This is a genomic window from Peptostreptococcus russellii (assembly GCF_003012055.1).
Taxonomy (GTDB): Bacteria; Bacillota; Clostridia; order Peptostreptococcales; family Peptostreptococcaceae; genus Peptostreptococcus; species Peptostreptococcus russellii.
In genome coordinates, this window is sequence record NZ_JYGE01000006.1 from 128,393 (window position 1) to 147,672 (window position 19,280).

General features: G+C 31.0%; 19 protein-coding genes. 12 read left to right on the forward strand and 7 right to left on the reverse strand.

Annotation, left to right across the window (positions count from 1 at the left end; genetic code table 11):
* Positions 1-43: 43 nt before the first annotated feature.
* From UF10_RS07385 to UF10_RS07405, 5 genes are all read right to left on the reverse strand, one after another.
* On the reverse strand, positions 44-1,090 hold the full coding sequence (locus UF10_RS07385; RefSeq protein ID WP_106777158.1) for a DnaD domain-containing protein: 1,047 nt from the start codon (positions 1,088-1,090) through the stop codon (positions 44-46).
* Positions 1,091-1,301: 211 nt separating this feature from the next.
* Entirely contained in the window at positions 1,302-1,784 is a 483-nt protein-coding gene (rlmH, locus tag UF10_RS07390) for a 23S rRNA (pseudouridine(1915)-N(3))-methyltransferase RlmH (RefSeq protein WP_330403941.1), read from the reverse strand.
* Between the two features lie 75 nt (positions 1,785-1,859).
* The gene (locus UF10_RS07395) at positions 1,860-2,660 is read right to left on the reverse strand and encodes an MBL fold metallo-hydrolase (RefSeq protein WP_106777159.1); all 801 of its coding nucleotides are present in this window, start codon (positions 2,658-2,660) and stop codon (positions 1,860-1,862) included.
* Between the two features lie 199 nt (positions 2,661-2,859).
* On the reverse strand, positions 2,860-3,021 hold the full coding sequence (rd, locus tag UF10_RS07400) for a rubredoxin (RefSeq protein ID WP_106777160.1): 162 nt from the start codon (positions 3,019-3,021) through the stop codon (positions 2,860-2,862).
* 271 nt (positions 3,022-3,292) lie between these two features.
* Positions 3,293-3,751, reverse strand: coding sequence for a Fur family transcriptional regulator (locus UF10_RS07405; RefSeq protein WP_242969076.1), 459 nt, complete (start codon positions 3,749-3,751; stop codon positions 3,293-3,295).
* A 149-nt stretch (positions 3,752-3,900) separates the two neighbouring features.
* Between UF10_RS07405 and UF10_RS07410 the strand changes: the two genes are divergently transcribed.
* Both UF10_RS07410 and UF10_RS07415 read left to right on the forward strand, forming a co-directional pair.
* A complete protein-coding gene (locus tag UF10_RS07410; RefSeq protein WP_106777161.1) occupies positions 3,901-4,218 on the forward strand; it encodes an amino acid permease C-terminal domain-containing protein in 318 nt (105 codons plus the stop codon).
* A gap of 475 nt (positions 4,219-4,693) precedes the next feature.
* A complete protein-coding gene (locus tag UF10_RS07415; protein WP_106777162.1) occupies positions 4,694-6,694 on the forward strand; it encodes an oxidoreductase in 2,001 nt (666 codons plus the stop codon).
* A gap of 68 nt (positions 6,695-6,762) precedes the next feature.
* Here UF10_RS07415 and UF10_RS07420 read toward each other — a convergent pair whose 3' ends face one another.
* Positions 6,763-8,178 (reverse strand): alanine/glycine:cation symporter family protein, encoded by a 1,416-nt coding sequence (locus tag UF10_RS07420; RefSeq protein WP_106777163.1) that lies wholly within the window; start codon positions 8,176-8,178, stop codon positions 6,763-6,765.
* Between the two features lie 742 nt (positions 8,179-8,920).
* Between UF10_RS07420 and UF10_RS07425 the strand changes: the two genes are divergently transcribed.
* From UF10_RS07425 to UF10_RS07455, 8 genes are all read left to right on the forward strand, one after another.
* Positions 8,921-9,871 carry a metal ABC transporter substrate-binding protein gene (locus tag UF10_RS07425; RefSeq protein WP_106777164.1) on the forward strand — a complete coding sequence of 317 codons (951 nt, stop codon included), beginning with the start codon at positions 8,921-8,923 and terminating at the stop codon, positions 9,869-9,871.
* 543 nt (positions 9,872-10,414) lie between these two features.
* Entirely contained in the window at positions 10,415-10,603 is a 189-nt protein-coding gene (locus tag UF10_RS09195; RefSeq protein WP_146130775.1) for a hypothetical protein, read from the forward strand.
* Between the two features lie 27 nt (positions 10,604-10,630).
* Positions 10,631-11,575, forward strand: a complete 945-nt coding sequence (locus UF10_RS07430) for an ABC transporter permease (protein WP_106777165.1) — start codon at positions 10,631-10,633, stop codon at positions 11,573-11,575.
* Positions 11,562-12,317 (forward strand): ABC transporter ATP-binding protein, encoded by a 756-nt coding sequence (locus tag UF10_RS07435; protein WP_106777166.1) that lies wholly within the window; start codon positions 11,562-11,564, stop codon positions 12,315-12,317. The genes UF10_RS07430 and UF10_RS07435 overlap by 14 nt, the downstream gene beginning before the upstream one ends.
* Positions 12,318-12,798: 481 nt before the next feature.
* Positions 12,799-13,464 carry a metal ABC transporter ATP-binding protein gene (locus UF10_RS07440; protein ID WP_106777167.1) on the forward strand — a complete coding sequence of 222 codons (666 nt, stop codon included), beginning with the start codon at positions 12,799-12,801 and terminating at the stop codon, positions 13,462-13,464.
* Positions 13,465-14,247 (forward strand): metal ABC transporter permease, encoded by a 783-nt coding sequence (locus UF10_RS07445; RefSeq protein WP_106777168.1) that lies wholly within the window; start codon positions 13,465-13,467, stop codon positions 14,245-14,247. It abuts the gene before it with no gap.
* Positions 14,248-14,367: 120 nt separating this feature from the next.
* Positions 14,368-14,844 carry an AraC family transcriptional regulator gene (locus tag UF10_RS07450; RefSeq protein WP_106777169.1) on the forward strand — a complete coding sequence of 159 codons (477 nt, stop codon included), beginning with the start codon at positions 14,368-14,370 and terminating at the stop codon, positions 14,842-14,844.
* Between the two features lie 31 nt (positions 14,845-14,875).
* Positions 14,876-15,130: a glutaredoxin domain-containing protein gene (locus UF10_RS07455; protein WP_106777170.1), complete on the forward strand. Its 255-nt coding sequence runs from the start codon at positions 14,876-14,878 to the stop codon at positions 15,128-15,130.
* A 90-nt stretch (positions 15,131-15,220) separates the two neighbouring features.
* Here UF10_RS07455 and UF10_RS07460 read toward each other — a convergent pair whose 3' ends face one another.
* A complete protein-coding gene (locus UF10_RS07460) occupies positions 15,221-16,042 on the reverse strand; it encodes a Zn-dependent hydrolase (protein WP_106777171.1) in 822 nt (273 codons plus the stop codon).
* Between UF10_RS07460 and preA the strand changes: the two genes are divergently transcribed.
* The gene (gene preA, locus UF10_RS07465) at positions 16,016-17,023 is read left to right on the forward strand and encodes an NAD-dependent dihydropyrimidine dehydrogenase subunit PreA (protein ID WP_330403946.1); all 1,008 of its coding nucleotides are present in this window, start codon (positions 16,016-16,018) and stop codon (positions 17,021-17,023) included. The genes UF10_RS07460 and preA overlap by 27 nt on opposite strands.
* A gap of 724 nt (positions 17,024-17,747) precedes the next feature.
* Complete coding sequence (locus tag UF10_RS07470) at positions 17,748-19,103, forward strand: APC family permease (protein ID WP_106777172.1); 1,356 nt, start codon at positions 17,748-17,750, stop codon at positions 19,101-19,103.
* The last annotated feature ends 177 nt before the right edge of the window (positions 19,104-19,280 follow it).

The window sequence follows — 19,280 nt, forward strand, 5'->3', positions numbered from 1 at the left end:
TAAAAGTAAATATTTTATATAAGAGCTTTACTTCTTCTAAAAGTTATTTTTTATTGGAGTTTCTTAGAAGTTTATCAAGTTCTTCATCAGAATATTCACCTGTATCTCTTTGCTTAAAGTTATGAAATTTTGTCTTGATTTTTGGACTAGAGTAGCTAGTAGATTTATTTTTTATATTTTGCTTTTTTGATCTACTTTGTGCAAACTTCTTGTCTTCCAACTCTATGGCTTCAATGCTATTTATTCCTTTTTCATGCCATGAAGTAATAATTTTATCAAAGTATCGTATATTTGGATTACTTGTATTTACTGATTTTGAGCAAGCTTTGAGTATTACATCCATACTCATTTTATATTCAAATACCCAACGGTCAATTGCTTCTTTTTCAAACTCTGTTGGTGTTCTATTAAAGCCGAGAGCTCTAAAGACTGTTTTATAATTTTCCTTTTTATCAGATCTTGATTCTTCAAGAAACTCTATATCTTCTTCACTTTTTACAGAATTATCGAACCAAGATTTCATAATACCGATTACATATTTCACAGACTTTATTCTTCCATTATCTTCAGCAGCCCTTTCAAAAGCTTTGACAGCTATATCTGTTTCAAAGTTGTAGAGTTTCAATGAATCCAAAATATCAATTTTTTCTGGGGGAGTTAAAACTCTTCCCGCTATTTTTTCTATTTTATTGTACATATTTACATATTCAAAAGAAGAAGCTGTATCAAGGGTATTGTCTAGATTTTCCTTTGATGATTTGGACCTAGTATGTTTTGATAAATATTCTGTTTTGATATCCAAAAATTCAATTGCAAGTTCATCATCTCTGTTATGAATTTTTATTATACCCATATTTTCCCAAAATTTCCAAGCTGAGATGACTTCATCTTCTGTAATTCCTATAATATTTGCCATTGCTTGATTATCCATTTCATCACTATGAAATCCTCTATATAAAAAAGCACTTTTATAGCCTAAAAGATATACTTTTATTTGATTTCCATTTGCAATAGGTATGTATAAATCAAAAAATAGGCTGGGAATCATTACATCACTATAATTTTCGTCGCCTATAGATTTAAAAAACATAGAAAAACCCCTTTCTAAAAGTAGTTATTAATATTTAAAAATTTAAAAGCCAGTATATCAGAAAGCCTGATATTAGCAGTATTAAGTCTATTTAAATCTCATCTATACAATTATAACACAGAAAGTAAAGATAAAAAATTGTTAGTTATAGATGTCTAGATTATATAAAAAAGCCCCAGAATATCCTGAGGCTCTTGTATTTTAAGTTTTATTATTTGTGGTAGGGTTCGTGATTGTTGATTCGAAAACATCTATAGATTTGCTCTAAAAGTATCAACCTCATCATTTGATGTGGGAAAGTCATATCTGAAAATGACATCTTCATATTAGCTCTTGTAAGTACATCATCGGACAAGCCTAAAGAGCCTCCAATTACAAAACAAAGATGGCTATTGCCAGTAAGAGAAAGTGCTTCAATTTTATCTGCAAAAGTCTCAGATGACATTTTTTCTCCGTCTATTGCAAGTGCAATAACATATTGATTTTGCTTTATTTTGGATAGAATAGAAAAGCCTTCCTTTTTTTTGACCATTTCCATTTCTTTTTCGCTTAGATTTTCTGGAGCTTTTTCATCACTTACCTCTATAATATCCAACTTGCAATATTTTGATAGTCTCTTAGAAAATTCATCTATTCCAAGTTTTATATATTTTTCCTTTATCTTCCCAACCGTTATTAAACTTATTTTAATCATTATTTTTATATCCTTACCTTGCTATCGTACATATAATACGATGATTTTAGTTTTATAGACAATATTTTATATAAATTATCTAGCTATTTTATATAATTTTGATATATCATCTCTCATCAATACATCTAGATTTACATCATTTCCTATTTTCATTCCATTTTCTGTAAGTATTGAGTTTGAGGTTTCAAATGCTAGTGCAGGGAAGTTATTTTCTCTGCTTAGATGGGCTAGCAAAATATCTTCAGTTCCATTTTTAATTAAATCAACCGCAAATTTGGCTGCAGATTCATTTGATAAATGGCCACGATCAGACATTACCCTTTTCTTTAACATATAAGTATAAGATCCCATTAGAAGCATTTCTTTGTCATAATTAGATTCTAAGACCACTAGCTTAGATCCTAATATATTTTCTCTTATACTATCAGATATATGCCCTATATCCGTTGCAACTGATATTTTTTCATCCTTCTCATTGAAAAGATTAAAAGCTACTGGGTCAGCTGCATCATGAGTGATGGAGAAGGGCTTGATTGCCATATCTCCTATAGCATATATTTCTTCATTTTCAAATATATTTATATTTGACTCTTTTACTTTGCCTATTTTATTTTCTATTGCCAACCAAGTTTTATAGTTGACAAATATAGGTAGGTCATACTTTCTTGACAAAATACCTACTCCCTTTATATGATCGGTATGTTCATGTGTAACAAAAATACCGTTTAATTTACTAGCATCCACATCTATCTCATTTAGTCCATTAGTGATTCTCTTGCCACTTAGTCCCGCATCTATTAGTATATTTGTGTCTTTATATCCTACATAGTGGCAATTTCCACTACTTCCGCTTCCTATTGAACAATAATTCATAATTCCTCCTCTCTAAAGTCTAGCTAATCATATCTATTATAAGTCATATTCATTAATATTTCATTGTTTTTTTGATTTTAATAGAATAAAAAATTTCTGTAAGTTTTCAGTTGAAATTTTAAATTATATTAGTATTAGAATAAAAAAAGACTAGAGATTAATCTCTAGTCTTTACTCTTCGTTTGATAATCTCCTTGAGAGATTAGTCCATTAGAGAGAAGTCTTCCTTAGTTACACCACATTCTGGGCATTCCCAATCATCTGGAATATCTTCGAAAGCAGTTCCTGGTGCTATACCACCATCTGGATCTCCTATTTCTGGGTCATAAACCCAACCACATACATCGCATACATATTTCTTCATAACATTTCCTCCTAATATATAAAATTTATTTATTTTCTCTGTTCTTAGTATTAGTTATACCCATGAACAGAAAATATAAGCAAGTTTTTTAAAAGTCTTTACTTTTTAGCTATGATACTTAAGTCAATTATAGATATAAGCTTGAAGTAAAGATACTTTTAATAATTTATTTGTATTTTTCATAGTTGACCATATTTAAGAAAATATTCTTAAAGAAATCAATTTATAATAGTTTGATTAAACTTTTAAAAATAAGTTATCAATAAATTTCTTATATAAGCTTTTTTGAACATTCTGGGCAAATCCCAATAAACTCTAGATTGTGTCCAGTAATTTCATAATCAGTCTGATTAGATATTTCATTTAAAATAGATTCTACAGGGCATACATCTACATATGAAACTTTTCCACACATCTTGCAGGTAAGAATATGCTGATGATTTGTATTATTTAATTGAAAAACACTATTGCCATCAGAAAGAATCTGCTTAATCACGATATCTGATTCTGTTAGGGCATTTAAAGCCCTATAAACTGTAGACAGATTAATATTAATTTCTTTTTTTAAATAAGTATGTATTTCCTCTGCTGTTAGAGGAAGATCTGAATGTCTAAGGCAGTTCAAAAGAAGCATTCTTTTTTTAGTGGCTTTAAGCTTAGCAGACTTTAACATTTCATTATTCTCTTGTCTGTGATTATCTTTTGAACAATTACAAGATAGATTACTCACTTTATCACCTCTTTTTCATACTTCTTAAGATAGATTATACCACTTAATTAAGAATAAGGAAAACAATATTTTAAAAAAATATTGAAATATTAAAAAATTATATAAAAGCATATACACAAATCTTTATATATAAAAAGTAGAATAAATCAGTGTTAGCATTGACTACTCTTTATATAGTAGTATGTCTAATACTTACAGGAGTAACAAGATATTCAAACTTAGACAAGCCAGAAGCAATGACATTTGCAATACTATGTTATGTACTTATGAAATTTAGAAAGATGTATCCAGATTCAATAGGTGGATTTAAGGTTCCTTTATACCCAGTAGTTCCGATATTAGGAATAGCTACTTGTACATTCTTAATTATAAATCTTGATTTAATGAGTTGGATAAGTTACGCTTTATGGCTAGTAATAGGTAGTATAATATACTTTACTTACTCTAAGAAAACAATTTTAGCTTAGAAATATCTAGATTTATAAATTGAAATAGAGAGTTTTAGAAGTAATATCAGAGAAAGTTTAATAGTATTAAAAAGTAATAGCTCATAGCTTGACTTTTGATCACTTTAATCTTAGCCTAATTAAACTAATTTAAAAATCCAACCATTTGATTTTAGATGGTTGGGTTTTTATAGTTTTATGAAAAATAGAATATATAAATTAATTGGCAAATAATAACTAAAGACTATTAAAGACTGCTAAAAAATGTATAGTTATTTAAATATTTTAATATTATTTTTTATTATTTATAAATAGATATATTTTTAGAACAGAATGCTAGGAATAAAAATCTACAGACTAACTTATAATATGTTATAATAGGACTATAAAAATTCAATCTTTTCAATTGATTCAGAATATTTGATGTGGGATTATTTTAATTTAGTCTCACTGGGAATAGTCTGAAATGGTATTATATTTTTGTGGGGTGAAAAAAATGGAATATTCAGAACTATTTACACCTATTAAGATAGGTAATGTAGAAATTAAAAACAGATTTGCTCTTGCACCTATGGGTCCTTTGGGACTTGCTGATACAGATGGAGGCTTCAATCAAAGAGGTATAGACTATTATGTAGAAAGAGCAAAAGGTGGAACGGGATTAATTATTACAGGTGTATCATTTGTAGATGAAGAGGTAGAGCAGCATGGAACACCGACATGTCCATCATCAACTATGAATCCACTTCATTTTGTTAGAACGGCTAAAGAGATGACAGAGAGAATTCATGCTTATGGGGCAAAGGTTTTCTATCAGATGTCGGCTGGATTTGGAAGGGTATCTATACCAAATATAATAGGAGATCATCCTCCAGTGGCCCCTTCTGTAATACCACATAGATTCTTGGATATAGATTGCAGAGAAATAACAAAAGAAGAAGTAGAAATGATGGTCAAGAAATTTGGTGAAGGTGCTTTTAACTGTAAAAGGGCTGGATTTGATGGTATTCAAATACATGCCGTTCATGAAGGTTACTTGCTAGACCAGTTTGCAATTGCATTTTTTAATCATAGAGAAGATGAATACGGTGGAAGTCTGGAAAATAGACTGAGATTTGCCAAGGAAATAGTGGAAGAAATTAAAAGAAGATGTGGAGAAGACTTCACTGTAACATTGAGATATAGCCCTAAGAGTTTTATAAAAGACTGGAGAAAGGGTGGTCTTCCCGGAGAAGAATTTGAAGAAAAGGGAAGAGATATAGAAGAAGGTATAGAGGCTGCAAAGTTATTGGTGTCATATGGATATGAAGCACTAGATGTGGATGTTGGTTCTTATGATGCATGGTACTGGAGTCACCCGCCTATGTATCAGGAAAAGGGACTTTATAGACCATTTGCAAAGATAATGAAGGAGCATGTAGATGTACCAATTATATGTGCAGGAAGAATGGACAACCCTGATATGGCACTTGAAGCTATCAAAGATGGTACTTGTGATGTAATAAGTTTGGGTAGACCATTACTTGCAGACCCTGATTATGTAAAAAAGTTAAGAGCATCTAGAAAAGATGAAATCAGACCTTGTATATCATGTCAAGAAGGTTGTATGGGAAGAATACAAGAATATTCTCTTATCAACTGTGCAGTCAATCCGATGGCTGCAAGAGAAGCTGTAACAAAGTATAATCCTATAAGAAAATCTAAGAAGGTTATGATAATAGGTGGTGGACTTGCTGCTTGTGAGGCTGCTAGAGTGCTTGCAATTAGAGGTCATAAGCCCGAGATATTTGAAAAGGACGATAAGTTAGGAGGGGTTTTGTTAGCTGGTGGAGTTCCATCTTTCAAGGAAGACGACCTACATCTTGCAAGATGGTATACTAGACAGTTAGAGATACTTGAGGTTCCGGTGAACTTAAATACTAAGGTAGATGCGGATATGATAAAAAATTCATATTTTGATGTCTTGATAGTTGCAACAGGTTCAAAGCCAAAACTAATAGACCTGGGATATCCAGAAAAAACTTTTGAAGCTATGGATGTATTGTTAGGAAAGAAGGATCCAGGAGAAAAAACAGTGATAATAGGTGGTGGGCTGGTTGGTTGTGAGCTAGCACTTCATCTAAGAGAGCAGGGGAAGGAAGTAACAATAGTAGAGGCACTAGATGATATACTGAAGGTTAATGGTCCAACATGCCACGCAAATCATGATATGTTGCATGCCTTGATTCCTTACAAGAAGATAAATACAGAATTACTTTCAAAAGCAAAGAGTTTTGATGGCAAAAATCTTCTTATTGAAAGGGAAGGCAAAGAAAAAACTATAGAAGCAGACAGTGTAATACTGGCAATAGGATATAACTCAAATAAAGACTTGTATAAGGAAGTAGAAGCAGAAGTTCCTGAAATATATGAGTTAGGTGATGGAAAAGAGGTTTCAAATATAATGTATGCTATTTGGGACTCATTTGAAGTAGCGAACCATATTTGTATGTACTAATAAAAAAAGAGGTTTCCAGAATTTCTGGAACCTCTTTTTTATTTAAATATATTATTAAATTTATAGTACTATTTATGGATATGATCTCTTGGCTTGTACTTATCTGGAAGTATATCTAGATATTCTCTATCAGAATTTCTATGTCTTTCAGGATCTTTAAAGAAATCTCTAACCATAGTAACAACTACACCAGATAGGAAAAGTAAGCCTATTAAGTTTGGTATTGCCATAAGACCGTTTAAAGTATCTGATATCGCCCATATAGATTGTAGCCCACCTATTGAACCAACAAATACAAGTGGTATAAAAATAAGTCTATAAGGAGTGATAAACTTTTTGCCCAATAAGTATTGAGTACATTTCTCTCCATAGTATGACCAGCCTAGAATTGTAGAAAAGGCGAATAGAGTAAGTCCGATAGACACTATATATTTGCCTCCTCTGATACCTTCTTCAAATGCGGCTGAAGTAAGTGCAGCTCCTTGTAAGCCTGAGTTCCAAACACCTGAAACCAATACAACTAAAGCTGTCATAGTACATATAACAATAGTATCCATAAATACTTCAAACACTCCCCACATACCTTGTCTTACTGGGTGATCTGTAGTCGCAGCGGCATGAGCTATTGGAGCACTACCAAGACCAGCTTCATTAGTAAATACACCACGTGCTATACCATTTCTCATAGCCATCATAAGTGTAGAACCAGCAAATCCACCAACAGCAGCTTGACCTGTAAAAGCTGAACTAAATATAAGATTAAAAGCATGTGGTATTTGATTTGCATTTATAATTATAATAATCATAGATCCAAGAATATAGAAAAATGCCATAAAAGGTACTAATTTCTCTGTAACCTGTCCTATCCTTTTGATTCCTCCAATAATTACAATTCCAGATAAAACAGCTAAAACTATTCCAACAATCATAGGATTTACGTTAAAAGAGGATTTAAGAACTTCTGCTATAGAGTTTGACTGTGTCATACATCCTATACCAAAAGATGCCAAAGCACCAAACAAGGCGAAAAGCTTTGCTAACCAATTCTTACCTAAGCCTCTAGAAATATAGTACATAGGTCCTCCATAGAAAGAGCCTTGATCATCTTTGACTCTATATGTGATGGATAATATTACTTCTGAAAACTTAGTTGTCATACCTAAAAGTGCAGATAACCACATCCAAAATACTGCACCAGGCCCACCCACTGCAATGGCAAGGGCAACGCCTGCTATATTACCAGTACCTACAGTAGCAGCAAGAGCAGTAGATACAGCCTGGAATGCTGAAACTTCACCCTCTCCAGCGCTACTTTTCTTGAACATTTTAAAGAGAGTATTTTTCATTATATATCCAAATTTGGATAGTACAATGAATTTCGTTTTGATTCCTATAAATAATCCTGTGCCTAGTAATAAGATCAGCATCGGCCAACCCCAGACAAATTCGCCGATGAGTTTGTTTACTTCTAAAATAGTATTCATAGCTTCTCTCCTGTTAAAATAAAAACTTAAATAAAGTGATGAAAAAAATAGCTTTACTTATGAAAGTAAAATAGTGTTTCTTTTGCTAGATTATATAATATATAAATGAATTTAATGTGAACACTTAATAAAAATAAAAAAGTAGACTTTAGTAAAAAATCAATAAATTATAATATAATATATTTAACAATTAGAATACAAAGATATTCTTTTTCAAATATAGAAAAATAATATCTTTGGAATATTATAAAAACTTTTATAGTATTTTAAGGTAAAATCAAAAAAATAGAGTGTGATAGGATAAATAAAAAAGTGAATATAAGTAAAGCTTTATAAAGTAGTAAAAATAAGCTTGTGAGTAGACACAAAATAAAAATAGATATAAATATAAAAAAGTTTATAAGCAAGTAAAGATGTAAAAAGATAGTTAAATAGAGAGAATTAAAAAATTAGAAAAAAATTATAAGTAAGTAGAAAAGTAAAAATGAGTAGAAAAGAGCTAAATAGAGAGAATTAAAAAAAATAGAAAAAATTTATAAGTAAGTAAAATTGGATATAAAAAGTTTTAAAGTAAAGATAAGAACAAATCTATATTTCCATAATTATCAAAAGAAACTATTTTATTGACATAATGTAAATAAAATAATATAATTCTATTATAGTAAAGGCGAATAGTTTGCATTTAATTGAAAGTGGAAACTAGAATTTGTTTATGGATATAATATATAAAAAGGAGCTAAGTATGAAAAAAATTGGAATAAAGATTTCAGCACTCTTATTATCAGTATCTGTTTTACTGATTGGATGTTCAAGTGGAGTTGGGAATCAAGTAAAAAAAGATGATGGAAAGTTAAGTGTTTATACTAGTTTTTATCCTATGTATGATTTTGCACAAAAAATTGGCGGGGATAAAGTCAGTATAAAGAACCTAATACCAGCAGGTACAGAACCTCACGACTGGGAGCCAACGCCGAAAGATTTAGTAAATATTGCTGATTCAGATGTATTTATATACAGTGGGGCAGGAATGGAAGCTTGGATTGACAAGGTTTCTGAGAATGTCAAAAATGATAAGATGGAAATTGTTGAAGCCTCCAAGGGAGTTAAATTACTAGGTTCCAAAGAAGAAGATTCAGAAAAAACAGGAAAAAATGATGAACATAAGCACGGGAAATATGATCCACATGTATGGCTCGATCCTGAAAATGCAAAAATTCAGATGAAAAATATTAAAGATGCCTTTGTAAAAGCGGATCCTAAAAATAAGGATTTTTATGAAAAAAACTATGAAGAAAATATGCTTAAATTAGACAGTTTAAATCAAAAATTTAAAGATGAAATAGGAAAAACAAAAAAGAAAGATATAATTGTTGCTCATGAAGCCTTTGGATATCTTTGTAGTGCTTACGGAATTAATCAAATAGGAATAGAAGGTCTGTCACCAGATTCAGAGCCAGATGCAGCTAGAATGGCTGAAATTTCAAAGTTTGCCAAAGAAAACAACGTTAAGTATATCTTCTTTGAAGAGCTAGTAAGCTCTAAAGTTTCGGAAACAATAGCAAGAGAAGTATCTGCAAAAACAGAAGTACTAAATCCATTAGAAGGTTTAACTGACAAACAAATAAATGATGGTGAAGATTATTATTCTATTATGGAAAAAAACTTAAATTCACTCTTAAAGGCTTTGAATTAGAAAATAAAAAATATAAAAATGACTAGAAAATAGATAGTAAAGGTCAGAAAATATAAAAATAATTAGAGAAATAGATAGAAAAATATAGAAAAATTAATTTAGAATTTCACTGAAAAAGTAACTTAGATTATTTAAAATATTTAGCTTTTAGTCTTAGAAAGTGAAAGCAAACTTGGAAATTTAGAAGCAAACTTTGAATTTTAGAAATAAAAAATAAAGACAAATTTTAAGAGAACTTAGAAGCTCTTAAAGTCTGAATATAAGCGTGATATAAAGTCATCCCCTACTTAAAAAAATAAATTGATTAAGTAGGGGGTTTTTTTGAAAAATAATATTTCTGGTTGACTTATGATTTTTAAGGTGGTAACATAATAAACAACAAGAAGTTAATTTACAGAATACTTTACTAAATACTCTGTGATACATTTATTAAATATTAAAAAAGGAGAAAAAAGATGAAAATATTACTTAACAACAAGAATTACTATTATTACTTTGGCTATTACGGATAGGGGATTGTAACACTGTTTCGATTAAATCAATTTGATTTCGGCATTGTTTGCAAGCCCCGCTTATGATACAAAAGCAAAGGTTTGTGGCATGTTGGCTAAAGTGATAAATGTTGTAAAAGTAATTTTACTATCGCCGCGTGTTGGCGGTTTTTTTTATACCCAAATTTTGGATTGTGTATACCGCCGCTTTATGTTCGGCGGTTTTTTGATTTTTAAATAACTTAAATTTAGAGGAGGAAGAAGTTTTATGAATGCAATTATTACGATTTTAACGCAAAGTATGTTTTTAGCGATTATGGGAATAGGAGTATATATTACTTACAAAATTTTAGATTTTCCAGATATGACAGCAGATGGTAGTTATACTTTGGGAGCAGCAATTACAGCGTCTATGGTAGCATCAGGTGCTCCAGCCTTGTTAGCAGTGCTTACTTCAATAGTAGGTGGAGCAATAGCTGGAATGGTATCAGGTCTTTTGCATGTTAAGTTGAAAATAACGAATTTATTATCGGGAATACTAGTGATGGGAATGCTTTACTCAATCAATTTAAGAATAATGAAGGGTAGGGCAAACACACCAATATTTGACTCAAAACATCTTTTGAATTCTGAAATATTTTCTGGAGTAGATCCTAAAGTGATGACTTTAGTAATTGCTCTACTTGTAGTAATGATAGTCAAGTTGATACTGGATTTATTTATGAAAACAGGATTAGGATACCTTATTAGAGGAACTGGAGATAATGAGCAAATGGTAAAAACTTTAGGTATTAATGTAAGTAAGATAAAGGTTATTGCCTTGATGATATCAAACTCATTTATAGCATTTAGTGGATCTATGATGTGTCAATTTTTAGGATTTGCAGATGTGAATATGGGAATAGGGACCCTAGTATTAGGTATAGCTTCAATAATAATAGGACTTTCAGTTTTTGGATCTTTAAAGAAGGTGAAGGATACAACAAAAATAATATTAGGAACAATAATTTATCAGTTTGCAGTTTTCTTTGCATTAAATACAGGTATGCAGTCTAGTGATTTAAAGCTAGTGACAGGGTTAATTATAGTTGTTTTTATATCACTTAGCAAAAAAAGTGTATCAGATAAAGTAAAAGGAATATTTCCTAAAGTATCTATAAAAAATGACTCGAATTTGTTGAATTTAAAGGAGGATAAGAATGTTAGTGCTTAAAGATATATCAAAAACTTTTTCAAATGATAGTGGATTTTCCAATAAGGTATTGGATGGTGTTAATCTAGAGATAGAAAAGGGTGAATTTGTATGCATAATAGGTAGTAATGGAACAGGTAAATCTACTCTTTTGAATATCATATCTGGACATACCAAGGAAAGTTCTGGAAAAATAGAGCTAAATGGTAAAGAGATAAATAACTTACCAGAACATATAAGAACAAGAAATATTAATCGAGTATTCCAAAATCCTTCAATGGGAACCTGTCCAACTATGAGTATTAGAGAAAATCTAGCTATGGCAATAAAAAAAGAGAAGTTATTTGGATTAAAAAGTTGTTTAAGTTTTGAAGAAGAGATATACCAAAAGGCAGTGAGAGAGTTTTCACCTAGACTATTAAATCACCTAGATTCTCCAGTAGGAAGCTTATCAGGCGGACAGAGACAATCAATATCGCTTTTGATGTCATCATTGTCAAATCCAGATATACTGTTGTTAGATGAGCATACTGCCGCACTTGATCCAAAAACTTCAGATGAAATAATAGAGCTGACTGATAGAATAGTTAGAGAACACAATATTACAACACTTATGGTAACACATAATTTAAAGCATGCCATAAATTATGGAGATAGATTAATAATGCTTCATAAGGGAAATATAATTATGGATTTAAAAGCTGAAGAAAAGAAAAATTTGACGGCGGAGAAAATTCTAGAAAGCTTTGAATATGCCGTATAGAAAAATCTATGAGAATATGTGTATAAGATAAAAGTATAAAAGATTGAATATTCTTTAAAATGTTATCAAAGATCCTTAAATATAAATATATATTTAGAAGGATTTGATATATAAAGTATAGAGCTATTAACTACTCTATACAACAACCCCTAATATGATAGAATTTAATGTAATTGTATGATTGTATTTGCTAGATTATTTTTATAAAGCTAGATATTTATATCTCCTAACATTAAATATTTAGGCAAAAAACCCCAACTTTATCTATCCAATATAATTATACAGGCGAAAGAGAGGAGAAATCCTCTCTTTTGTTTGCCTAAAAATAGCTACGGGTATATAAATATAAGATGAAAGAGATTATAAAATATTGAAATAATAAGAATCTATTGTATAATTATACTAGTAAGTAAAGAGTTTTTATCTAGAGTATGGGCGTAAATACTCTTAGATAGAAAAGTTTTAGAATAGGATGATATGGATGAAAAAAATTGTAGATGTAAATAATGTGTCTTTTAGATATGATAAGGAATATATTTTTAAAAATATAAGCTTTGATGTACTAGAAGGCGATTTTGTTGGGATAATAGGTTCCAATGGTGCTGGAAAATCAACACTTATAAAGTTGATTTTGGGACAGCTAAAGCCTGAAGAGGGCTATATTAGGGTAAATGATAGAGATCCTTCTACTGGAAAAAATCTAGAAACAATTGGATATGTTCCTCAAGTGGGTCTGTCTAGGGCAATAGATTTTCCTGCAACTGTAGAGGAAATAGTGATGATGAATATGTACAATGAGATTGGCAGATTTAGATTTCCTAAAAAAAAGCATAGAGAAAAAGTTTTAAAAAGTTTAGAAATTGTGAATATGAAAGATTTTGTAAATAGAAGGTTTTCTGATTTATCAGGGGGACAACAACAGAGGGTAATAATAGCAAAAGCGATAGTTAACTCACCTAGTTTATTGATACTTGATGAACCAACAACAGGGATAGATCATAAGTCAGAGAGGCTTTTATATGAACTATTAGATAAACTACATAAAGAAAATAAAATTACAATATTGATGATTTCACATGACTTGGAAAAGATAAAAAAGCACTCTAATAAACTTATAAAGATAGAAGACTTTGAGGAGGTAGATTAAATGTTGGAATATGAATTTATGAGAAGAGCATTTATTGTAGGTCTACTTCTAGCCACTATTATTCCCTGTATAGGAGTGACTATTGTTTTAAAGAGGCTGTCTATGATGGGTGATGCCCTTTCACATGCTTCTCTGGCAGGAGTTGCAGCAGGACTAGTAATAGGTATAAATCCGATTTTGGGAGCAGTTATAGTAACTGTTTTTGCAGGCTTTGGAATAAACATAATAAGGAAGAAATTCCCTAAGTATGCTGAAATTTCTATAGCGATAGTTATGTCAGCAGGTGTTGGTTTGGCAGGTGTTTTGTCTGGATTTACAGATAATTCTTCTGGCTTTACTAGCTTTTTATTTGGTAGTATAGTAGCAATTACAGATTTTGAGCTATATCTCGTTGTCTTTCTAGCTGTGATTGTGATGTTAGCCTTTCTTCTATTATATAAAGAACTTATGTATATATCTTTTGATGAGGAGGGGGCAAGACTTGCTGGTATAGCAGTAAAAAGTGTAGATTTTATCTTTACTATACTAACTGCTCTAACAGTTGCAATAGCATCAAGAACAGTAGGTGCATTAATAGTTTCTTCGATTATGGTAATTCCTGTTGCTTGTGCTATGAGATTTACCAAAAGCTACAAGATGACAGTGATTATGTCTATATTATTTGCCCTAGTCTTTACAACTATAGGGTTGGTCTTGTCCTTTTATTTGGGCTTAAAACCAGGAGGAACGATAGTATTGGCTGGAGTGATTACTTTGATAATATCTATGATTGTAAAAAAATAGAATAAATATATTTAGATAGAGCCAGTATATGTTTTATTAAATACTATAAAAAATATATAGACTATCCTTAGATTATAGTGATAGAATCTAGTTAATAGAAGAGTACAGAGGAGGATTCTTATGGCATATGTTTTAAAAGAGGTAAAAATGCGTACAAATAACTCCCCAGACGGAGTAAAAAAGATAAACGCACTTTGGCAAGATGTTATATCGGGAAAATTACCAGTTTTATTTGATAGTGATAAGGTATTTAAAGAAGGAACATCTTTGGTATCAAGATATAGCAACTATGAATCAGATGAAACAGGTGAGTATGATCTTAGTATTATGGGTGTTGATTCAGGATTTTTTGCAGAGATGGAGTTGAAAGTCGAAAGAGGTTTATATAAGAAGTATGATGTGATAGACGTGAGTAATGATACAGATATTTGTATAAAAAATGCTTGGAATATGGTGTGGGAAGAAACAAAATCAGAAGAAATAAAGAGGGTATTTGAGGATGATTTTGAAAGTGCAGTAGACGCCGAGTACTCAAGTGATGGTAAAGCCCACTGCTATCTATATATATCAATAGAAAAAGAAGAGAATTTAATATAATGATGTAAGTGTATATTTTAAGGAGGCTAATATGAAAGTATATGGAACTATGCTTTGTCCTGATTGTCCACCTATTAAAGAACTGTTGGAAAAAAAGGGTGTTGAATACGAGTTTTTAAATATTACTGAAGATTTAATGATATTAAAGGAATTTTTAGAGCTAAGAGATAACAGAGAAGAGTTTGATATTATAAAGCAAGAAGGAAGTATTGGAGTGCCTTGTATGCTTACAGATGACAAAGAAATAATTTTTTATGAAGAAATAATTGACAGATTTGATAAGTAAAACAATAAAGCATGGCTTATAAGCCATGCTTTATTGTTTGTAAGTTTAAAAAGCGTTTTAAGGAGAAAAAGCTTTTTATCTATTAGTTATTTATAGACTATCTATGTCAAGCACAGTATTTAATAAAACATTTGCGCCCTTCCAGCAATTTTCAACTGGAGTATATTCTATTTCACAGTGGCTATTTCCACCAACACTAGGTACGAATATCATAGTTGTTGGCATTATATCTGCAACAAACTGAGCATCGTGACCTGGTCCAGAGTACATCCTTTTATTGCTATAACCAAACTCACCAGCATTTTTTTCAACGAGATCAACGTACTTCTTGTGGAAGGCAACTGTATTTCTTGCCCAAAGTTTATTGTATGAAACTTCACATTTAGCCAATTCTTTTGGTATATTTTCTACTATTTTAACCACTTCTTTTATAACCTTAGGATCTTGATGTCTAGCATCCAGTGTAAACTTCACATCATCAGGGATAATAGTGTGAACATTAGGGCTACATAATATTCTACCTGTAGTGTATACTAATTTATCATCCAGTTTATCTAGTTCATTATGTAAATATTCTATTCCTTTAGTTGCTGCATATAGAGCATCTCTTCTCCAAGGCATTGGAACTGTACCAGCGTGTCCTGCCTGACCTTTAAATTCAAATTCATAGTTTACCATACCTACAACGCCTTCAACTACACCTATATCTACATTTTCGAGTTCTAGTACGGGCCCTTGTTCTATATGAAGCTCAAGCATAGCTAAACAGTTATTCGGGTCTATACGATTACTTTCTTCACCATTGAAATCGCTAGCCTCTAGGGCTTCCTTAAAAGTGACGCCTTCAACGTCTTTAGATGCCAACATTTTTTCTTTATCAAACTTATTACATATAACACCAGAGCTCATCATTGCTGGGTCAAATCTGGCACCTTCTTCCCTACAAAGGTAACGGCTGTAAGTATTATGGGAAGTAATGAAGAAGAGTGGAGAATTCTAGCAAAGAAGGTAACTGAAGCTGGAGCTGACATAATAGAATGTAACTTCTCATGTCCTCAGATGACTAGCCATGCTATGGGTTCAGATGTAGGACAAAATCCTGAGCTAGTTGAACAATATACTAGAGCAGTAGTAGAATCTACTCATTTACCAGTAGTTGCTAAGATGACACCAAACATAGGAAATATGGAAGTACCTGCAATGGCAGCAGTAAAAGGTGGAGCAAAGGGTATTGCAGCAATCAATACTATAAAGGCAATCACTAATATAGATGTTGAAAATATGACAGCGATGCCAGTAGTAAATGCAAAGTCATCAATATCAGGATATTCAGGAGCAGCAGTCAAGCCAATAGCTCTAAGATTCATTACTCAATTAAAGCAGCATCCAGAATTAAAGGATATTCCAATTACTGGTATTGGTGGAATTGAAACTTGGAAGGATGTAGTTGAATTTTTATTAGTTGGTTCTGCAAATCTTCAGGTAACAACTTCAGTTATGCAGTATGGATATAGAATAGTAGAAGACATGATTAGTGGTTTATCTCATTTTATGGATGATTATGGATTTGAAAAACTAGAAGATATGATAGGCCTTGCACTACCAAATATTGTTCCAGCTGAAGATCTTGATAGATCATTTAAGATTATACCATCAATAGACGAAGATAAGTGTGTAGGTTGCGGAAGATGTTATGTATCTTGCTTTGATGCAGCTCATCAGGCTATAGATTGGGACAAGGATAATAGAAAGCCAATAATAAATGATAACTGTGTAGGATGTCATTTGTGCTTAAACGTATGTCCTGTACTTGACTGTATATTACCAGGAGAAATCAAGTTTAAAGAAGGAAGAGAAAAACATGAAGTAGTAATGAAACATAATTATGAATAGAAATTAAAAGTTAGGATGGGTTAGCTAACCCATCCTAACAAATATAAAATTCTATATAACAAATATTTGAAATAAATGAAGTATAAGAGTAGTAATGGAATGAATAAAGCAGCAAATAAATGAAGTGAAAAAGATAATGATAATTAAAAAAATCAATCAGATTAAAGTTAATAGAAATTTTAAGAATTTAACTAAGTTATATAAAAAGTTTTAACGAACTAATATTTATATTTTTTAGTACTTACTTAAAAGCTACTCTGAAAAAATATAGTAAAGCTAATTTATAAAAAGGGCAAATCTCATTTACCACTTATATCAAATGGTGGTGAAGCTCTAATAGACATAAACTATACTATACTTTAGCTATTAAATAAGTTAGGATTTTATAGATCATTAGATACTCAATATTTGTTAGTTGTACGAATTTTGTAGCGTAGTTATTTCTACAGATTTATTTAAGGCATCAAGAGAAAATATTGATATAAGCTCGATGATTTTTAGTTTATTAATAAAGAAATCAAATATTTTGAGGCTTCAGAATTAAAATTTGATAACTGTAGAGTATGAAATTGAGTAAAGAGATAGCTATAGTTATATTAGGATATTCTCAAATGATATTCAATTCATTGGAATCAAAAATTTCTTACTTGTATTTAAATTAAAGATAATCTTATATAAAAAGTAGCAAATTTATTAAAAATAAATTTAGTATTGGAGATAAAAAATGATAAATGAAAATGATACAAAAAATTTAACTAAATCCGTTGGTTTAGTATCTGCAATATTGACGGTGGTAGGATCTCTAATTGGTGGAGGTGTATTTTTCAAGCCTCAAGCAATCTATACTGCAACAGGTGGAGCTCCTGGGCTTGGAATGTTTTGCTGGGTAATAGCTGGAGTAATCACTATATGTGGAGCTCTTACAGTATCAGAACTTGCAGTTTCAATACCAAAAACGGGTGGAATGATAGTTTATATACGTGAATTGTATGGGGAGAGACTGAGTTTTCTAGCAGGCTGGGTTCAGGTATTTCTTTATTTCCCTGGAATGATAGCAGCATTAGCGGTAGTATTTTCAGAACAATTTGTAATATTATCGGGTATAGAGTGGATGAAAATACCTATGACATTGATAATGGTAGGGGTTTTATGTTTTACTCATATGCTGGGTGGAAAAAAGAGTGCCTATATAGGAAATATAGCAACAGTCAGCAAAATAGCTGTTTTAGCAATTATAATTGTAGCAGGGTTAGCAATTGGAGGTGGAGGAAACTCTATTACTACACCTTTTGTGGGTAAAGGAGTAAATCCTGTAGTTGCAGGTGGACAGGTTCTATTGGCAGTATTCTTTGTGTTTGATGGTTGGATAAATGTATGTGCATTAGCAGGTGAAATGAAGAATCCATCAAAGGATTTATCAAAGGCTATGGTAGGTGGAATAGGAATTGTATTATTTATATACTTGGCAATAAACGTTGCATATTTAAAAGTTCTTCCAGCATCAACTCTTGCAAATTCGCAATCACCTGGATTAGCAGTTGCAACAGAATTATTCGGTAATTCTGCGGGAAGTATAATAGGTATAGGTATTATGATATCTGTATTTGGATGTGCAAGTGCATTTAGCTTCACTGGATCTAGAGTTTTATATGCACTGGCAGGAGAAAACATTTTGCCAAAGAGTGATAAATTGTTAGAGCTTAATAAATACAATGCACCTAAAAACTCTATTTTATTGATGTGTGTAATATCCGCATTATTTGCTTTAAGTGGGCAGTTTAATTTACTTTCTGATGTTGCAATATTTTCAATATGGATATTTATAGTATTGACATTTTTAGGGGTATTCAAAAATAGAAAATTAAATGATGTTTCTAAATTTAAATTCAAAGTTCCTCTATATCCTATAATTCCAATTATTGCAATAGCAGCTGGAGTGTTTGTTTTATCAATACAACTGATAACAAGCACAGCAATGTCAATAGGAAGCATAGCAATACTACTTTGTGGAGTTCCTATATATAACTCTTCTTTAAAAAGGAAAATGAAAAGTCCAATAAGTAGTCAGAAATCATGTTAAGTTATTATATTAAAATATTTTATTGTTAAGTTAGAAAACACTAATCAGCTTGTGTCAATTGATGCAAGCTGATTAGTGTTTTCCAATATTTTTTAGGGTATATATAAAGAAGAAAGAAAACTTATATTTAAATATAAGTTTCAATAAAGAAGATTTAATATATTAGAATTTTTATTT

Excerpts from the sequence above, each read along its gene's own strand:
- UF10_RS07385 (WP_106777158.1), bottom strand. The coding sequence starts at position 1,090 with ATGTTTTTTAAATCTATAGGCGACGAAAATTATAGTGATGTAATGATT.
- rlmH (WP_330403941.1), bottom strand. The coding sequence starts at position 1,784 with ATGATTAAAATAAGTTTAATAACGGTTGGGAAGATAAAGGAAAAATAT.
- UF10_RS07450 (WP_106777169.1), top strand. The coding sequence starts at position 14,368 with ATGGCATATGTTTTAAAAGAGGTAAAAATGCGTACAAATAACTCCCCA.
- UF10_RS07460 (WP_106777171.1), bottom strand. The coding sequence starts at position 16,042 with ATGATGAGCTCTGGTGTTATATGTAATAAGTTTGATAAAGAAAAAATG.
- UF10_RS07440 (WP_106777167.1), top strand. The coding sequence starts at position 12,799 with ATGAAAAAAATTGTAGATGTAAATAATGTGTCTTTTAGATATGATAAG.
- UF10_RS07455 (WP_106777170.1), top strand. The coding sequence starts at position 14,876 with ATGAAAGTATATGGAACTATGCTTTGTCCTGATTGTCCACCTATTAAA.
- UF10_RS07425 (WP_106777164.1), top strand. The coding sequence starts at position 8,921 with ATGAAAAAAATTGGAATAAAGATTTCAGCACTCTTATTATCAGTATCT.
- UF10_RS07470 (WP_106777172.1), top strand. The coding sequence starts at position 17,748 with ATGATAAATGAAAATGATACAAAAAATTTAACTAAATCCGTTGGTTTA.
- UF10_RS07435 (WP_106777166.1), top strand. The coding sequence starts at position 11,562 with ATGTTAGTGCTTAAAGATATATCAAAAACTTTTTCAAATGATAGTGGA.
- UF10_RS07430 (WP_106777165.1), top strand. The coding sequence starts at position 10,631 with ATGAATGCAATTATTACGATTTTAACGCAAAGTATGTTTTTAGCGATT.
- UF10_RS07445 (WP_106777168.1), top strand. The coding sequence starts at position 13,465 with ATGTTGGAATATGAATTTATGAGAAGAGCATTTATTGTAGGTCTACTT.
- UF10_RS07415 (WP_106777162.1), top strand. The coding sequence starts at position 4,694 with ATGGAATATTCAGAACTATTTACACCTATTAAGATAGGTAATGTAGAA.
- rd (WP_106777160.1), bottom strand. The coding sequence starts at position 3,021 with ATGAAGAAATATGTATGCGATGTATGTGGTTGGGTTTATGACCCAGAA.
- UF10_RS07420 (WP_106777163.1), bottom strand. The coding sequence starts at position 8,178 with ATGAATACTATTTTAGAAGTAAACAAACTCATCGGCGAATTTGTCTGG.